The organism is Halorussus limi (assembly GCF_023238205.1).
Classification (GTDB): Archaea; Halobacteriota; Halobacteria; order Halobacteriales; family Haladaptataceae; genus Halorussus; species Halorussus limi.
Genome location: NZ_CP096662.1, coordinates 78,961 through 93,982 on the forward strand (window position 1 = coordinate 78,961; position 15,022 = coordinate 93,982).

Annotated in this window: 16 protein-coding genes and 5 pseudogenes; 17 read left to right on the forward strand and 4 right to left on the reverse strand. The window is 57.7% G+C overall.

Features of this window, described 5'->3' with window-relative positions:
• The first annotated feature begins 24 nt into the window (after positions 1-24).
• From M0R89_RS22060 to M0R89_RS22065, 3 genes are all read left to right on the forward strand, one after another.
• Positions 25-669, forward strand: a complete 645-nt coding sequence (locus M0R89_RS22060) for a helix-turn-helix domain-containing protein (protein ID WP_248653129.1) — start codon at positions 25-27, stop codon at positions 667-669.
• Between the two features lie 240 nt (positions 670-909).
• Positions 910-1,239 (forward strand): HalOD1 output domain-containing protein, encoded by a 330-nt coding sequence (locus M0R89_RS23510; protein ID WP_368408909.1) that lies wholly within the window; start codon positions 910-912, stop codon positions 1,237-1,239.
• Positions 1,232-1,432: a hypothetical protein gene (locus M0R89_RS22065; RefSeq protein WP_248653130.1), complete on the forward strand. Its 201-nt coding sequence runs from the start codon at positions 1,232-1,234 to the stop codon at positions 1,430-1,432. Before M0R89_RS23510 ends, M0R89_RS22065 begins: the two co-directional genes overlap by 8 nt.
• A gap of 228 nt (positions 1,433-1,660) precedes the next feature.
• Here M0R89_RS22065 and M0R89_RS22070 read toward each other — a convergent pair whose 3' ends face one another.
• The gene (locus M0R89_RS22070; RefSeq protein ID WP_248653131.1) at positions 1,661-2,857 is read right to left on the reverse strand and encodes an RNA-guided endonuclease InsQ/TnpB family protein; all 1,197 of its coding nucleotides are present in this window, start codon (positions 2,855-2,857) and stop codon (positions 1,661-1,663) included.
• Here M0R89_RS22070 and M0R89_RS22075 point away from each other — a divergent pair.
• The 5 genes and pseudogenes from M0R89_RS22075 to M0R89_RS22095 all read left to right on the forward strand — a co-directional run.
• Positions 2,855-3,220: pseudogene (locus M0R89_RS22075) on the forward strand (DUF6735 family protein); the annotation flags it as partial. The gene M0R89_RS22070 and the pseudogene M0R89_RS22075 sit on opposite strands and share 3 nt — an antisense overlap.
• A gap of 74 nt (positions 3,221-3,294) precedes the next feature.
• Positions 3,295-3,711: a DUF8025 family protein gene (locus M0R89_RS22080; RefSeq protein ID WP_248653132.1), complete on the forward strand. Its 417-nt coding sequence runs from the start codon at positions 3,295-3,297 to the stop codon at positions 3,709-3,711.
• 104 nt (positions 3,712-3,815) lie between these two features.
• Entirely contained in the window at positions 3,816-4,307 is a 492-nt protein-coding gene (locus tag M0R89_RS22085; protein ID WP_248653133.1) for a DUF7995 family protein, read from the forward strand.
• Between the two features lie 3 nt (positions 4,308-4,310).
• Entirely contained in the window at positions 4,311-4,676 is a 366-nt protein-coding gene (locus M0R89_RS22090) for a DUF7568 family protein (RefSeq protein ID WP_248653134.1), read from the forward strand.
• 69 nt (positions 4,677-4,745) lie between these two features.
• Positions 4,746-5,141: a DUF7567 family protein gene (locus tag M0R89_RS22095; RefSeq protein WP_248653135.1), complete on the forward strand. Its 396-nt coding sequence runs from the start codon at positions 4,746-4,748 to the stop codon at positions 5,139-5,141.
• 22 nt (positions 5,142-5,163) lie between these two features.
• Here M0R89_RS22095 and M0R89_RS22100 read toward each other — a convergent pair whose 3' ends face one another.
• Positions 5,164-5,904 carry a hypothetical protein gene (locus M0R89_RS22100; protein WP_248653136.1) on the reverse strand — a complete coding sequence of 247 codons (741 nt, stop codon included), beginning with the start codon at positions 5,902-5,904 and terminating at the stop codon, positions 5,164-5,166.
• 328 nt (positions 5,905-6,232) lie between these two features.
• On the opposite strand from M0R89_RS22100, the gene M0R89_RS22105 reads away from it, so the two are divergent.
• Positions 6,233-6,805, forward strand: coding sequence for a hypothetical protein (locus M0R89_RS22105; RefSeq protein ID WP_248652986.1), 573 nt, complete (start codon positions 6,233-6,235; stop codon positions 6,803-6,805).
• A gap of 13 nt (positions 6,806-6,818) precedes the next feature.
• On the opposite strand, the gene M0R89_RS22110 is transcribed toward M0R89_RS22105, so the two are convergent.
• Positions 6,819-8,183, reverse strand: coding sequence for a restriction endonuclease (locus tag M0R89_RS22110; RefSeq protein WP_248653139.1), 1,365 nt, complete (start codon positions 8,181-8,183; stop codon positions 6,819-6,821).
• A gap of 122 nt (positions 8,184-8,305) precedes the next feature.
• On the opposite strand from M0R89_RS22110, the gene M0R89_RS22115 reads away from it, so the two are divergent.
• From M0R89_RS22115 to M0R89_RS22130, 5 genes and pseudogenes are all read left to right on the forward strand, one after another.
• Positions 8,306-8,710 (forward strand): DUF6166 domain-containing protein, encoded by a 405-nt coding sequence (locus M0R89_RS22115; protein WP_248652987.1) that lies wholly within the window; start codon positions 8,306-8,308, stop codon positions 8,708-8,710.
• A gap of 262 nt (positions 8,711-8,972) precedes the next feature.
• Positions 8,973-10,289, forward strand: coding sequence for an RNA-guided endonuclease InsQ/TnpB family protein (locus M0R89_RS22120; protein WP_248652988.1), 1,317 nt, complete (start codon positions 8,973-8,975; stop codon positions 10,287-10,289).
• 15 nt (positions 10,290-10,304) lie between these two features.
• Positions 10,305-10,478: pseudogene (locus tag M0R89_RS23595) on the forward strand (DUF7389 domain-containing protein); the annotation flags it as partial.
• A 40-nt stretch (positions 10,479-10,518) separates the two neighbouring features.
• Entirely contained in the window at positions 10,519-11,190 is a 672-nt protein-coding gene (locus tag M0R89_RS22125; protein ID WP_248652989.1) for a helix-turn-helix domain-containing protein, read from the forward strand.
• 71 nt (positions 11,191-11,261) lie between these two features.
• Positions 11,262-11,483: a DUF8129 domain-containing protein gene (locus M0R89_RS22130; protein WP_248652990.1), complete on the forward strand. Its 222-nt coding sequence runs from the start codon at positions 11,262-11,264 to the stop codon at positions 11,481-11,483.
• 71 nt (positions 11,484-11,554) lie between these two features.
• Here M0R89_RS22130 and M0R89_RS22135 read toward each other — a convergent pair.
• A pseudogene (locus M0R89_RS22135) lies at positions 11,555-12,819 on the reverse strand (RNA-guided endonuclease InsQ/TnpB family protein).
• 233 nt (positions 12,820-13,052) lie between these two features.
• On the opposite strand from M0R89_RS22135, the gene M0R89_RS22140 reads away from it, so the two are divergent.
• The 3 genes and pseudogenes from M0R89_RS22140 to M0R89_RS22150 all read left to right on the forward strand — a co-directional run.
• Positions 13,053-14,468 carry an ATP-binding protein gene (locus M0R89_RS22140; RefSeq protein ID WP_248652991.1) on the forward strand — a complete coding sequence of 472 codons (1,416 nt, stop codon included), beginning with the start codon at positions 13,053-13,055 and terminating at the stop codon, positions 14,466-14,468.
• 158 nt (positions 14,469-14,626) lie between these two features.
• Positions 14,627-14,914: pseudogene (locus M0R89_RS22145) on the forward strand (BREX system ATP-binding domain-containing protein); the annotation flags it as partial.
• Positions 14,897-15,022: pseudogene (locus M0R89_RS22150) on the forward strand (RNA polymerase subunit sigma-70); the annotation flags it as partial. The pseudogenes M0R89_RS22145 and M0R89_RS22150, both read left to right, overlap by 18 nt.

A 15,022-nucleotide genomic window follows, 5' to 3' on the forward strand; every position in this document is an offset into this window, starting at 1 on the left:
ATTCGAAGGGAGAAGGGGAGATAAATGTCTACTGTCGCTGAGTTCACCCTACCTGCGCAGGAGTTCGCCCTTGGTACCGTGTTCACTGAGCTTCCTGATGTAACGGTCCAGTTAGAACGTGTTATTCCAGATGCAAACGGCGTTGTCCCGTATTTTTGGGTGCGAGGAACAGAGAGTGAGAATATCGTCAAGCAGTTCTCCGAACACCCGGGAGTACGAGATATTCGGGAAGTCGATCATGCCGATGGTGAATATCTCATGCGTTGCGAGTGGGTGCCTGACTACGATAGTGTGCTTGATGCGCTTATCGCTCCAGAAGTCATCTTACTGTCAGCGATTGGAACGGTTGAGGGCTGGACATTTGAACTCCGGGGGGAAAGCAGAGACTCCATCGCGGAGTTTAAAGAGTACTGTCACGATCACGGCGTCCCGGTGGCCCTGACAGAACTGCATGCGCTTCGCCCTCTGGACGCCAAACTGAATCTCACTGAGACGCAACGTGAAGCGCTTCGACTCGCGTATGAACGGGGGTATTTCAACTCGCCACGTGAAACAACGCTGCAGGAAATCGCCGAGGAACTCGGGATTTCCCAACAGGCACTCGGCTCCCGCATCCAACGAGGCAATCGACGACTCATCGAACGGGTTCTCATGGAAGACTACACGTGACCTCCTCTCATCGCTGAGGGGGGGTGAGCTATCGTCTTACTCTGCTGGAAGCTAACGCGCTCCACGATTACTTAAATAGGCTACTGTATATGAAGGAGATGGAGTCATACACGTGGGGGAAATATCGAAGGATGACGATGACTAACGAGAAAAAAAAATTCGCCGGCTGATTTTCTAAGCACTGACCGGTCGTCACCACCGCCAGTAGAGTCGTACGTCCCTGATCGGGGCAACGGCGAGATTGAGTTACTTGAATACTATCCGGAGGAGAACACGTACCGTGCCTTCTACGGCGCTGACCAAGACCCGCCAAGCATTGCTGTCGTAAGCGCAGTCGCAGCAGTCTCCGATACGGAGCCGACAGAGATGGACTCTCCCCTTTGCGCAACGGTTGACCCGGATGCCCTCAATGCTCTCGCGTCCCCACGACGAACTACGGAGGGCGATCTCCACGTGACGTTTGCATTCCACGGATATGAAGTCACAATAAGTGATTACGGGTGCATCACAATTCAACCATTGTCGTCTACTGGAAAATCGCCAGCTACAGGTGACTCATGTGATGACTGACCAAGCACCACCAGTAGACGGTTTGCATGATAATCTTTCCTCTGCCGATGAAGATGTAGCAAAGCTCCGCCTTCAGATGAGCCACAAGTCTGTAGAAGAGTTAGTGGAGGATGGGCTAGTCAAATGGGATAAAGAGGCTAATGTGGTGGTGAAAGGACCTCGCTTTGACAGAGGACGGCCCCTCAAGGAATAGCCCGGGATCCGATACCTTGTTCCCTCCACTTACCGATTTAGCCGCCCCAATTTCAGTACTCATCCCGAATAAAGAAGCCTCGCTAGCAACTACTGGTAGAGTTGTTCGTCCCCCGGGAGGGGTGCGGGGCGATCCAGTCGCGGTCGCCCCGTGAGGTGATTGCTCAATGGGACACCGCGCACTCGTTGCGTACGAACGCACAGACGGACAGTGAACCCACCCCGTGGATCAAGCCCCGGGGCTTCCTGCTTCAACGACGCGCTTTGCATCCACAACCTCTCGCTGAGGTGTGAACGTAGGGAGCGCAGTCTGCACAGGCGTTGATTCGGAGCGTCCCGCTCCTATCTGTTGAAGTCCTCGACTGAGAATATTCTTTGTCGCGTTGAGATCACGGTCTTCGGTATGCCCGCACGCTGGACACGAGTGCTCGCGCACCCAGATTGGTTTGACTGTTTCGACACCACAAACTGCGCACTCTTTTGTCGTCCCTTCTGGCTCGACTAAAACAATATGCGTGCCGTGCAGGTCGGCTTTGTACTCCAGCAGGTCAAGAAACCTCGTCCATGCGGCGTCTTGTTTGTTTTTAGCATTCTGGCTGGTCTCCAGCATCGGCTTCACATCCAAGTCTTCGACAGCCACAACATCGTACTTTGTGACAACCCACGTCGTGAGTTTGTGCTGGTAGTCCAGCACCTTGCGCTTAATTTCACGTTTCGCTTTGGCAACGTTCTGCCGTTGGTTCTCCCATTTGGCAGAGCCGTGTTTTTTCCGAGCAAGTTTTCGCTGTTCGCGTGCGTAGCGGTCGTACTCATCGGACAACTCCAGCGTATCCACAGACAGATTCTCGGATGTGTGGATGTAGCTGGTGATGCCGAGATCAATTCCAACACAGTTTCCGGGTTCAATCTCACTTAGTGGCGGTTTCTCTGGTGTGTCCTCCACGGTTGTTACGAGTGAGACGAACCACTCACCGGTTGGCTCTTTTTTGAGGACTACTTCGTCAATGGCCTCTGCTGGTGGTACTGCGCGTTCTGCTCGGAGTTTGAACCAGCCAATCTTTTCGAGTCGGAATCGCACGAGTCGGTCGTCGCCCGTGTTGTGATCCACGTTCCAGCGACGGGGTTGATTGTACGACACCGACCGGAATTCACCAGTTCCTTGCCAGTTCAACCGCCCAGTGTTGTAGCCTTCATCGCGGCGCTCTTGTAGCGTTTCTATGTCGTCGTGAATCTGGCTGATGGCCTGTTGTGCGGCATGTTGTGATGGGTCCGCAAACGTCGGCCAGCGGTCTGTCCATTCTGTGAGCCTGTCGTGCTGGTCGTAGTCAGATGGTCGCTGACCGGAGGCTGTTTGATAGTAGTCTCGGACGGCATGGTTACGAATCTGGCGGAGGATGTCGATGTGTCGCCACGCCTCGCTCGCCACTACCTCCACCACGAGGCGTTCTTCGTGGTGTCGACGACGTTCGAGGTGACCGCCTATCGGACGCTGTGGTTTGGGCTACAGTACGATTCGGAGACAGTCGAACAGGGAGAGACGGTCGGGAACGGCGCGCTCGCGACGGTGCGTTGGTACGACGGCGAGCCGGTCGGCGATAGCCACCTGCAGGGACAGTTCGCGGCCCGCAAAGACGTCGTCGGCGACATGATCGACAAGGGCGTCTTCACGCCGTCGACGGCGAGACAGTACCTAAAACGGAAGCTCGCTGAGCGGGTCGGGGACCGACAGGAGCTGCTCATTCCGACTGGAGAATCTCCCTTCGAGAAGGCAAGCCTGAACCACTCCTAGTTCGGTCTGCTTCGTGGCCGCTGCTGTTTTTCAGGGGCAGGAATGGGTGAGCCCCGCCGTAGGCTCGTGATCCGATGACCACACACGACGACCCGTTTCACGACTGCGAGTTGGATCCCGAGGCGATCCTCGGGACGTACACGTACGAAGACGTCCTGTTCACCGACGAGACGGAAACCCCGGTGAACGTGCTCACCGGCAAGACACCGGCACATTCGCAAGCAACCGTCGAGGAAGCGAAGGAGTTCGCTGCCAGTATCGACACGGAGACGCCCCAGATCGCGCTTCCCGCTTCCGTCGAGTCACAGGTCGAAACACAGAGCAAGCCCTACACGGCGGCCGCGTTCTTCCACTTCAAGGCGACAGGCTCGCTCGAACGCCACCACGCCTACCACGCCGCCTACGAGGCGGAGGCGTTCGCGGTCGACTTCGAGGCTGACTACGCGTCGGGCGACCTGACCATCACTGTCGAACGAGCGGACGAATCCTGAGAATCCGCCGTCACGAGGAGAGTTTTTTGAGCGCCGGCGATGGGTGCCGGCGCATCTGGAGCGACCAACGACACCTGGTGCGTCGGCGTTTCGAGGTGTTCGAAATGCACATGGTGATTTACGCCCTCGTAGAGGCATCGACGCACGACGACGCGCTGGCCACCGGAAAGTCGGTGTTCGACCGCCTGGTCGGCGCGGACCCACACGCCGGCGCCGTCTTCGACTACTACGTCACGTTCGACGAGGAGGACACGTCCGTTGCGGGGAAGGCGCGATGGGGTGAGCTCCCGACTGCAGCCCCCGTCGACTCTGATGACGGCGAAGACCTGCTCGAGCGTGGCTGGGAGGCGACGAAGGAGGAATTCGAGCGTAATCTCGATAGAGTGAAAGAGGCCATCGAGGAGCTCTCCGACGAGGATATCATGCGCGACGAGGACCTCGCCCGACACGCCTTCCAAAAGGTCGGTGCGTACGACGGCCCGACGATCTTCCTGTACACCGAACACGGAACCGGCATTCGCCACCGTGGACAGCTGGATCGACTACTCGAAGAAAGTGAAGGGCTCTGGATCGTGCCCGCTGACGTCCATTTCTGAATAATGCCCCGTATCACCAACTGGCGACGCGAAAGCCGCTCGCCGACACTCGCGTATCGGAACACCGAGACCAGTGCGCGAGCCGTCCTACATCGAGCCCCGGACTCCTACCGGTACAAATGGCGCGGAGTGATTCTCGTCGACGGCTACCCGGTCTGGTCGCGGGGGTATGAGACGAAGGACGCGAAGTCGTTCCGTGACGAGCTCCGGGAGCGGCCCGCTCCGGACCTCAGCTGTCCGGAGTGTCCGAACGACGACGTTCGCGTCGGCGAGAAGGCAGCAGACGGGGCGAAGGTCCAGCGGTGGTACGACTGTCCCGACTGTGGGTACGAAGCCCCCTCACGCATCGTCTACGGCGCTGAACGGTGAGTGAGAGCTGGGCGCTGTTTTTCGGCCGGGCACGAGGTGGTGGCCCGGGACGGCCGGGTTAGTCAACCAATGAGTCTCGAAGTACTTGACCGACACAGTGAGGCACTGTTCGAGTTCCTCTGGTGCCCCGTCTGCGGGCAGGAGGTCTTCACTCACATCCCCTTCGAGGGGGTGTTCTGCAAGAACTGCAACACCCAGGTTGAACTCCAAGAATCCCGAGAAACACGCGGCTACGAGGAGGCCGTGCTCGCCTGCTTCGATTCAACCACGACCTGGAACCTCCACGTCGACGAGAAGCTACGTCGCGACCTGCCTGATGGGTCGGCACGAGTGAAGATTCTCGGCGCACCGGGCGCCTACAAGGTCGACTGGTGGAGTCCAGAGCCGGGTGAGGACTGGGAACCTGTGGAGCGTGCAGAGTTCGACGACGTCGAGGAACCATCAGAGGTGTCGCACCTGGCGTAGAGCGCGCGTTAGGGCGGTGAATTTACGCCCGACACACGTCGCAGTCTCCGCACCCACGAGGGGTTCGCTCGTCGAAGTAGAGACGACGCCACCGAGCAAACTGATCCGCATACGTGTCCTTGCTGTACGGGAATTGGTACAGATTGACCCCGTCCGGAAGGTCGGTGATTTCGGGCGCGTCTACGCCGGGGAATCCGTTACGAAACACGAGATCTTCTGTTTTGGACACCAGCTCAGGAGCAACTGTGGATGGGTCCGAGGCCTTCAAGAAGTAGAGTGATGGGATGAACTCTTTCAGGTCGAAGAATCCGTTTGCGTGAAGAATCCACCCACAGAGCCACAGATACGCCTTCTCACTCGAGAAGAAGACTCCGTAGTGGTTGTCCGATTGCCGGCGTTTGTACACGAATACGGGGAGGCCATAGCTGAAGCCGACCCGCGTTGGTTCTGCGTGGATATAGCAATCCTCACGGTCGATATAGTGAACCAGCGGAGCTTGACACAGCTTGCCCGGGTGCTCACCAGTACCGATCTGCTCCCACAGCTCCGAGACGGAGGCCACGTCGGCGCTCTCGTCCTCGAGAGTCGTATCATCGATTGCACGATGGACGGGCGCAGCGGACTGAATCTCTTCAGGGAGATCGTCGCTAGACAGCTCCGCCGTCTCTCGATCGGGGAGTGTCCGATAGAAGTGTTTATAGAAGCCCTCACGACGCCGCTTATCGGCGAGCGCTTCGCACCGGGCGCAGTCCTCGATGAACATCGCTGGCACCACCCGGTCTGGATTCTCGGCGGCCTCCTCGTACAGACTACGCTGCCGTTCGGCCCGACTGGCAACCTCATCTGGATCGGGGAGCGGTGAGCTCTCTCAGACTCCGATGACATACCCATACCTTTGGGCTGGAACAGCATCAGTTTCCGAGCAAGGACCCCACCCGACTGCAGCCTTGCGAATTTCGGAATCCATTTTTAACCGGGTTTAAGTTATCCAGTGACAACCCTTCGTCGAGATTCCAGCGACTCCCTCGATTCAGGAGAGGTTGTTTCTGCGCCGGCGATGGGTGCCGGCGCACCCGCGTCGGCGGTGATCGATGTCGACACGAAGTCAACTCCGATTCATCCAACGGAGTGAGACCGCAGGCGAACAGTCCGATACCGACCGCATCGCACAAATCTACCGCCACTCGGACGGATATCCCGATAGCGTCCTCCGTGACCTTGTCCAGCTGAAAGAGTTGCTCGACGAGACACGAACAGAGCGCGGGCCTGCGTACGCCGCTGCCCAGTTCCTGTTCCTCGACACGCTCTCGACGATGACCCTCTACGTGGACGAAGGGCGTGATCGGAGCATCCACGCTGACCAACCCTCGGAACTCCTCGAGCCGGACAATATGGAGCACCTCGACCAGCCGATGTTCCTGCTCGGACACGGCGTCGAGAACCCAGCCGACGGCATCCACGGCGACGAGGAGTACCTCTACGTCGTCGAACTCCCGACCCGGAACCCGTTCGAGGAGCCGTCCGAGTGGACGGTCAAGGTGAGTGGTCATTCCGCGTTCCCCCGGTGGGATGGCCCGAGCGAGGAAGCCTTCGAGCGGGCCAGCTGGCAGTTCCACGGCCCGCTTGAGCACGCGCTCGAAGAGCTGGTCGCTGAGCCGGCGTGAACGCTTAGCCCGCTCAGATGATGCCGCCGATGACGAGTAGGCCGACGACGAGCAGAATCGTCGCGACCACGCTCCCCCCGGCCAGCCACTTGTTCTCCATCGCCTTTTCGTGGAGCGGCATCTCGGCGTACTCCTCGCGGAACGCCTCGAGATTCTGTTCGTCGTAGAAGTACTTCGTCTTCAAAGCGAACCGCTCGGTGACTGCACAGCCCGTACAGACCGGCTCACCTTCCAGCCGCTCCGTTCTGATGTGACTGGAGCAGGCGATGGCCCCGCAGTTCGGACAGTACGTGTACGTCTCGTCGCCGCCGCTCGTGTCACAGTGGACGCAGCGATGGATGCCGTCCTCGGCGGTTACTCGCGAGGGGCCTGCCGCGTAATACTCGTAGGGGTAGGTGTACGCCTGGAGTTCGGTCGTCTGGCGAACCTCGGGGAGATACACCGGTTCGATCGACTGAACGGAGATGTCCGAGCGGTTCGGCTCACAGGTCTTGTTGTACGTGACGTTGTTGTCGCCGGTGTAGGTGACCGTCGTCGTGTGATGCTGCTGGAGCCGCTCGACGGCCCACTCCTTGTACTCCGTTTGGGTCTGCCCGAACCGGCGCTCCTCGACGTCATCGAACACCTCCGCGAACTGCTCGGTATCGAGGTCGACCGTCGCGTGAAGGTTCTCGGTGACCAGCGTTGCGGCGTCTTCGTCGACGACCTTCGGCTGCCCGCGTTCGGCGTGGGCAACGAATCGCGTCCGGTCGTTGATCCGGTGGATGACGCCCACCGACGTCTCGAAGACCGCGTTCGTGTCCGCGGTGACCGCGACCACCGGGCGGAACGTCACCGATGAGTGTGGGTCTGGGAGGTCGGCGGCCTCGATGTTCTCGATGTCGCGGAACGCCTCCGTGACTGGCGCGTCGACATCGGCGGCCGGATCGTACGGGCGGAGCGTCTCGTCACAGAGAATCTCGATGCGACCGTTGTAGAGGTCGAGGCCGATCTCGTCGGCGATCTCCCGGAGATCCTCGCCATCGAGCAGCTCGATTAGATGTGGGTCGTCGTTCTGCTGGAGGCGGCCGGCGTACTCCTGAGCAGGGTTCGTAAACCGGCCGGTCGTGACGACCATCCCGCGTTTCGGGCCGTCGAAGTCGAAGGTCGCGATCGCCGAGTGGAGCTTCTGGACGACTGGTCGCCCGACCGTCCCCGTGTGCTTGCACTCCACGATGATCGCGCACCGGGTGCCGTCGACGACCTCCTCCATGATGACGTCCCGCCCCTCGTCGGCGGTTCGCTCGGCCTGACGGACGTTCTCGTACCCGAGATTTCGGAAGACGTCCTCTATCACGTCCTCGAACTCAAACCCTGAGAGATCGTCCAGTACAGCCATTCCGATATACCTGGACAGTACGTTGCAACTGTCAAATACGTTGCCGAACGCAGCCCCGCCCTGTTTTTGAACCCCCGAGAGGGGTGCGGGGGTGATCAAACGAGCCTCCCGCGAACCAACCTATGAGTGGAATCAGCGACCCACGTTCGCGCGTACAGTCACGGACCTCGGCTGATCCCGACGTCATCTACGTCGGTTACCGTCGTCGAGGCCGCACCATCGTCGAGAAGCAATCGGACCAAGAACAGCTCACGCCAGATCGGAGTCTCGAGCTGGCGAATCACAGTCCTTCGGGCTTTGAATGGGGATATGGTGGGAGTGGGCCGGCGCAACTCGCACTCGCCCTCCTGCTCGATTACACTGACAATGAGGAGGTGGCACTGGCGGAGTACAAGGCGTTCAAGACCGAAGTGGTGAGCCAGCTAGAGTGTACAGAACCCGACAACTGCTGGCGACTCACCGGACACGAGATAGATACAACCCTTCGTGAGATAGTCGACGATCCAGTCGCACCGTCCGTCAACTAACGATCACAGAGACCTATCAATGTCAGAACACACCCAGCAACCTCGTACGAGCGCAGAATCGCCGCAGAGTGAGCGTCAGGCACCAACCGAGTACGTCGAGCGAAGCGATGTCGGCGTCTCACAGAACTCCAAGGAGGAAGCCAACGGCTTTAGCCGTGATAGAAATCCGACAACCCTCTCCACAAACCAAGAGCGGTCGCAGGTCAACTCCCCATTTTTAATCCAAGTTATTATAAAAATTAGTCTAATATGTGAACCACGGATGGAGGTGATTCGCACTGTCCAAGTCAAACTCGACGTCCCCGACAAACGGTGCGAGGACCTCCATCAAACCAAAGACCAGTTCCTCCACTGTGCGAACACTACAGCAAAGTGGGCGTGGAGACACCCGGACGATTACTGTATAACCTCAAAACAGAAAGCTGAGAAAGCCCTCTACGAACGACTCCGTGGCGAGACGAAGTTGACCGCGAACCTCGTACAGAAGGGGATTCGACGCGCGATCGAGGCCACGAAAAGCGGTGTCGCTCGCCTCAAAAAAGGTGAGAACACGAGTCAACCACACTTCGATGCGTGGAGCGTCGTCTATGACAAACGCTCTGCGACGTTCCACCGCGACCACGTCTCCCTTTCAACGGTGAACGGTCGTGTTGAGTGCGACTACGTGATTCCTAACAATCCAGATGGAACACCGATTGGCGAGTATCTACTGAACGAGGACTACGAGTTTCGAATGTCCACGTTGCAGTACGACCGCCATTCAGAGTCGTTTTATCTCCATGCGCGGATGCGCCGAGTCGAACACGACGAGCAAGAACAGTCTACAACTCCTTCTTCCGACGTTCATCAGAACGTGTCGCGTCCTGAGGACGCCAAGCACCGAACAGTCCTTGGCGTGGACCTGAACGTGGACGGCTCGCTCGCGGTAACTTCAACGGGCGCATTCATCGGAAACGCCAACGAGATGAATCATCGACGCCGAGAGTTCGAGAAGACTCGCGGTTCGATGCAACGGACGGGGACGCGATCGGCGCACCTGGCGATTCAGTCGATGAACGACCGCGAACATCGCTGGATGCAAGACAAATTGCATCAGGCTTCGACTCAGATCCTCGAAGAAGCTCGTGACCGCGGCTGTACACATATCGCGTTCGAGAACTTGACAGATATTCGCAAGCGGATGGCTGGTGCGAAGCGATTCCACGCGTGGGCGTTCCGTCGTCTGCACCAATACGTCGAATACAAAGCAAAGATGTTTGGCATCGAGGTTGAGCAGGTGAGTCCGGCGTACACGTCTCAGCGGTGTTCATCGTGTGGGTTTACCCACGAGACTAATCGACGGTCGAAGCACCAGTTCGCGTGTCAGAAGTGCGCGTACGAACTGAACGCGGATTATAACGCGAGTAAGAACATTGCTTGGAAACTGATGAAGCGACTCCACTCGGGGCAGACGTCTTCGAGTGGAGGCGCACCCTGTCAGTGTGCGCTGACGTCAGGGACGTTGAACCTGAATGGCGAGTTCCATGCCTACTCTATTACAGAGTCAGAAGGGGAGTCCACTGACAAGCCCACGGCTTAGGTCGTGGGTTACTGACTCACCGTCAAACTCACTCGCGGTACTGGCACCCGCGACCAAGACAAGATTACGGCCAAAGTGAAGGGTAAGACGCTTGAAGACGCCCGCGAGGATATGGAAACCCTCCGAGAGTATATCCACGACCTCGCTGAGGACACTCGCCAGATCCAGCCAGCCGACCCACACGAATAGTACTTCTTTTGACTATTGCACAGAATTGTGTAACCATAGAATGTACGAAGTGTGCGGTGAGAAGGAACTCAAGGTCATCCTCGCGCTTGACCCGGGCGATTCCATCTCAGGCGTCGCACGGAAGACCGACGAGAATCGGGAGACGATCCGTCGCGTCGTGCATCGCCTCGAGGAGGCGGGATACGTCGCGTACGACGATGGACTCCATCTCGTCGATCAGACAATCCGAGACGCCGGTCTCGAGTTCCTGAAGGCGGCAGCAGACACCTCGCCACCGTCGATCTCAGAGGCGTACGTCCTCCCGCAATTCGCGGGGATGGAGTATGCTTATACCGGCATCGATGCGGTCTATGTCTGGACTCGCGGTGGCTACCAGGTTGCTCGCGACCCGGGGGATTATCCGCTGTTCATCGCCGTCCAGGAGTCCGACCTCGACGCCTGGGTGGCATTCTTCGACCGGTTCAGGATCCCGACTGCAGAGGAGCGTCAGTCCGCTGACGACCTCGATGGTTCGATACAGGTGATCTTCGAGCCGCGGCCACAGATCGAGGCCGAGATGGTCGACGGACGGCCCGTCATCCCACTCAAAGAAACCGTGGCGTTCGCAAACGAGCACTACGCGCACTTCCAGTCAGCACTCGACATGCTCGGCCGCATGTACGACAGCGTCGACACTGACGCGAACTACCGTCCAACTAACGTAGAGTTCTGACAAGGAATTTCTTCGACCGGGAGTGGCCTAGCAGCTGTTTTTGTCGCCTTGAGAGGGCAGAGGCGAACAAAATGAGCGACTCATCGAATCTATCCGTCGAACCAGACGGTCTCACACCGGAACAGCGTCTCGAACCACCAAACACCCGACTCATCAACGCTGGTATCGCGACTATTCATAACATGGAGACACTCCGAGCCTGCGTCGCCTACGAGAACGCGAATCAGCAGCGCATCCAGATCCTCCGCCGACTTGAACAGCGGGCCAGCAAAATCCGCTCACAGGACGACTAACGGAACATTCGGGGATGTCTGTCGGAGCCTTAGTGAACTGCCTCGGGGTCAAGCCCGAGGCTTCCCGTGGGTTAGTCGGACACTCCCACGCGACCATCGGCCTGATAGCCTCGAACAGTCGGGTGGGTCACGGTCGGGGCGTCCACGGCCCCCGATGCCTGCCGTCGCACCTTCCGAACAACGGGAAGGCTGTTGAGAACAGGCACATTTCGATTCAGTTCCTCCAATCCTTTCTTCGCGATATTCACTGCCGCGTTCCGGTCAGCGTGGTCTTGCCGACCACACGCTTTGCAATTGAACCGCTTCTTCCGACGATTCGACCGAGCCGTATGCTCACACCCCGTAAAAGAACACGCTTGACTGGTGTAAGCCGGGTCGATGTCATCGCTCGGAATCCCTTCGAACGCCGCTTTGTACGCAACGAAGGAACGGAGTTTGTGAAACGGCAACGAGTGCAACCGACGGTTCATCCGAGTGCCGTAGTCAATCGAGTCTCGCATGTGCTTGAGGTCTTCAAACACAACAAGCGGCGACTCGAAGTGCTGAACCCACTCCACGGTTCGTCGGGATACTTGGTGAAGTTGGTCGTGAATGTATCGTTCTTCCTTGTCCTCGAACACGCAGTCAAACGCTGTCTGCCCCGCGTTCTGCATTCGTTTCCGCATCGTGAAGTATCGGTGGCGCTCTTGCTTGATTTCCGGGTATCAATGACCACGGAGTCAATGATGTCGTCTTCGTGGAGCGCAGCGAGTGCTATACAGTCCTCGTTGATGTCCACTCCCACGACGGTTTGAGCGTCGTGTTTGTCTTGAACTGTAGCTTTGAGATGGGTGACGTTGACGTGGAGTTCGTGGTTGCCGTTACGAGCCATCGCTTCAGCGGTTCCGACTCGCCATTCGTCACTTTCGAGGGCTTGTTTGAGGAGTTCGAGGGTATCGGGTGCGCCACGAAGCGTGCCGTCCACCGGGTTGTACGGCTTAGCACTAATACGGTAGTGTATCTCGCTGTCTTTGAGTGTGAGGGTGTAGCCTTCAGTGAAGTTCATCCGCAACGGGTACGGTCCAGTTTTCTCGTGACTGGGCATATTGTAGTCGTCGCGGTCGTAGAACTGCTGAAGTGCATCAAATGCCTTGGCGATGATGCGTTGGGTGGTGTTCTTTACAAGGTCAGCTTCGTCTTCAAGACGTGGCGAGATGTCGTCCCAGTCCACCCCATCTTTCGCTAATTGAATGGCCTGGTTGTACACCCATCGGGCTTCGTGGTACGCGTCGGAGAGAAGTCGCTCTTTCTTGGGTTGGAGTTGGAAGACGAGTGTCTTCGTGAGCGACTTCTCCATACCTTAATCGACGGACCCAGGTGTTGTAAAGGTATAGATTAGTGTTGATAGGTCAGGCGTTGCCGGCATTCACCCTCGGGTTCAAGCCCCGAGGCTCTCTGCCTTGACCACCTGTATATGAAGGATCGAATGATTGACCCACCGTATTAGGGATTAGAATATTATAGTTCAGACTATTATAGTCTGATTCCTAACTTCGGAGCACATATGTATCTCCCACAACGACTGGGAGTATGGACCAGTTCGTCAATCGTATCGATGAACTCGATCGGTTGCAGACCCTCTATGAGAGTGGCACTGCAGAACTCGCAATCATCTATGGGCGGCGCCAGATCGGCAAGAGCGAACTCGTCCGCCAATCGATTGCCGACCGCGACGAAGCCGTGTACTATCAGGCAGTCCAAGGAACAGCGACGACACAGCTCAGGCGGTTCGTCGAGGCCGCAGCGTCGACCTATCCCGACATCACGGCCGTCAAAGAGGAGTGGGAACCGCTCTTAACGTATCTCACCGACAGAGACGCCATCATCGTTATCGACGAATTCCCGTACCTCATCGAATCGAACGGGGGACTTCCCTCTGTCATTCAACATCTGTGGGATACAGCTGTCGAAGAGAGTCAGGCGACGCTCGTACTCACAGGCTCTGCAATCGGCATGATCCATACCCACGTCCTCGATGGCGGTGCGCCACTCTACGGACGGATATCCCAGACACCGAATGGCCGCCTCGAACTCACCCAGCTGCCGTTTCGCTCCATCCAAGAGTTCGTGCCGACGTACGATCCCGAAGAACGGGTGTTCGTCTATGGCGTCTTCGGCGGTACACCCCGATATCTCAGCCCGCTCGATCCATCACAGAGCTTCGGAGAGAACATCACGCGGCTGCTGTGCGACCCGGATGGCCCACTCCACGACGAGCCCGAAACCGTCCTCCAGATGGAGCTCAACGAGGTGAACACGTATTTTTCGGTTCTGGAGTCGATGGCCAGCGGGAACCGCAGTCGAAACGAGATCGCCCAGGGAGCCGGCATCGAGAGCACCAACACGTCGTACTACTTCGACCGGCTGGAAACCCTCCAGATCATCGAGAAACATCATCCGGCACTCGCCGATCCGGCGCGCAGCAAGCGGACTCGATACAAGATTCGAGATCCCGTATTCCGGTTTTACTTCCGGTATCTCTACGGCCGCGAGGGACAGTATGAACTCTACGGCGAGAACGCCTATGCAGATCTCATCGAACCGGAATTGCCCGACTTCGTCAGCGAAACGTTCGAATCGCTCTGTCACCAGGCAGTGCCGGCGCTCTATGCAGACTACCAGCTCACACAGGTGCCAAGCCAGTGGTGGTACAAGGGCCAGGAAGTAGATGTCGTCGCACCAACTGACGAGTCAACGCTGATCGCTGGCGAAGCGAAATTTACCAACACCCCCCTCGGCTATGACGTGCTCGCGGACCTCGAAGACGACGTGGAGCAAATCGATTGGACACCCACCGGAGGTGGTGAGCCGACGTATGAATTCGCCTTGTTCAGCCGCTCCGGGTTCAAACGCTCCGTCGAGGAAGCTGCAGACGAGCGTGATGATCTCCGGCTATTCGATCTCTCCGATATCGTTGCCATTCTCGAGAGTGGAACCACCCATTAACGCCGGAGGGTAACAGCTGGGGATAGTTTTTCTCCCCCAAAGGGGTGCAGGGGAATCAAACGTACCCCCAGAGGCGAACCAAATGAAAGAAACCAACAAGACGTCAGCGTGTCGAATAACGATCACTCTCGAGAGCGCCGAGCTCCCCGTCGACGAGCAAGTCCGCAACGCGACTCTCACCAAAGGATGAACAGGCAACACTCAACAGCATTCGGCACCTGATGGATCAGAACAGTTCGGGACTATGCATGCTGTTTGGTTGTGCTCCCGAGGTATGGCAAGACGTGATGAGTGAGTACCACGCGTTCAGTGAGCGAATTGGGGAAGAAGTTGCTCTGAAACCCCTCACAAGTGAGAACCCCTATGAGTTGGTGCGTGATTATCTAGATCAAGAGAGAGTGTCTTCTGCTGATAATGAAGGGATAGAGCCATTCTCTGAGGAGGCGTATGTTCTCCCGCAGTTCGCGGGGATGGAGTATGCATACACTGGCATCGATGCGGTCTACGTCTGGACCCGCGGTGGCTACCAGGTCGCTCGCGACCCAGAGGACTAT

Bases quoted from the DNA above. Each gene is read 5' to 3' on its own strand.
- M0R89_RS22060 (WP_248653129.1), top strand. From the start codon at position 25: ATGTCTACTGTCGCTGAGTTCACCCTACCTGCGCAGGAGTTCGCCCTT.
- M0R89_RS22065 (WP_248653130.1), top strand. From the start codon at position 1,232: ATGACTGACCAAGCACCACCAGTAGACGGTTTGCATGATAATCTTTCC.
- M0R89_RS22080 (WP_248653132.1), top strand. From the start codon at position 3,295: ATGACCACACACGACGACCCGTTTCACGACTGCGAGTTGGATCCCGAG.
- M0R89_RS22085 (WP_248653133.1), top strand. From the start codon at position 3,816: ATGCACATGGTGATTTACGCCCTCGTAGAGGCATCGACGCACGACGAC.
- M0R89_RS22090 (WP_248653134.1), top strand. From the start codon at position 4,311: ATGCCCCGTATCACCAACTGGCGACGCGAAAGCCGCTCGCCGACACTC.
- M0R89_RS22095 (WP_248653135.1), top strand. From the start codon at position 4,746: ATGAGTCTCGAAGTACTTGACCGACACAGTGAGGCACTGTTCGAGTTC.
- M0R89_RS22100 (WP_248653136.1), bottom strand. From the start codon at position 5,904: ATGTTCATCGAGGACTGCGCCCGGTGCGAAGCGCTCGCCGATAAGCGG.
- M0R89_RS22105 (WP_248652986.1), top strand. From the start codon at position 6,233: ATGTCGACACGAAGTCAACTCCGATTCATCCAACGGAGTGAGACCGCA.
- M0R89_RS22110 (WP_248653139.1), bottom strand. From the start codon at position 8,183: ATGGCTGTACTGGACGATCTCTCAGGGTTTGAGTTCGAGGACGTGATA.
- M0R89_RS22115 (WP_248652987.1), top strand. From the start codon at position 8,306: ATGAGTGGAATCAGCGACCCACGTTCGCGCGTACAGTCACGGACCTCG.
- M0R89_RS22120 (WP_248652988.1), top strand. From the start codon at position 8,973: ATGGAGGTGATTCGCACTGTCCAAGTCAAACTCGACGTCCCCGACAAA.
- M0R89_RS22125 (WP_248652989.1), top strand. From the start codon at position 10,519: ATGTACGAAGTGTGCGGTGAGAAGGAACTCAAGGTCATCCTCGCGCTT.
- M0R89_RS22130 (WP_248652990.1), top strand. From the start codon at position 11,262: ATGAGCGACTCATCGAATCTATCCGTCGAACCAGACGGTCTCACACCG.
- M0R89_RS22140 (WP_248652991.1), top strand. From the start codon at position 13,053: ATGGACCAGTTCGTCAATCGTATCGATGAACTCGATCGGTTGCAGACC.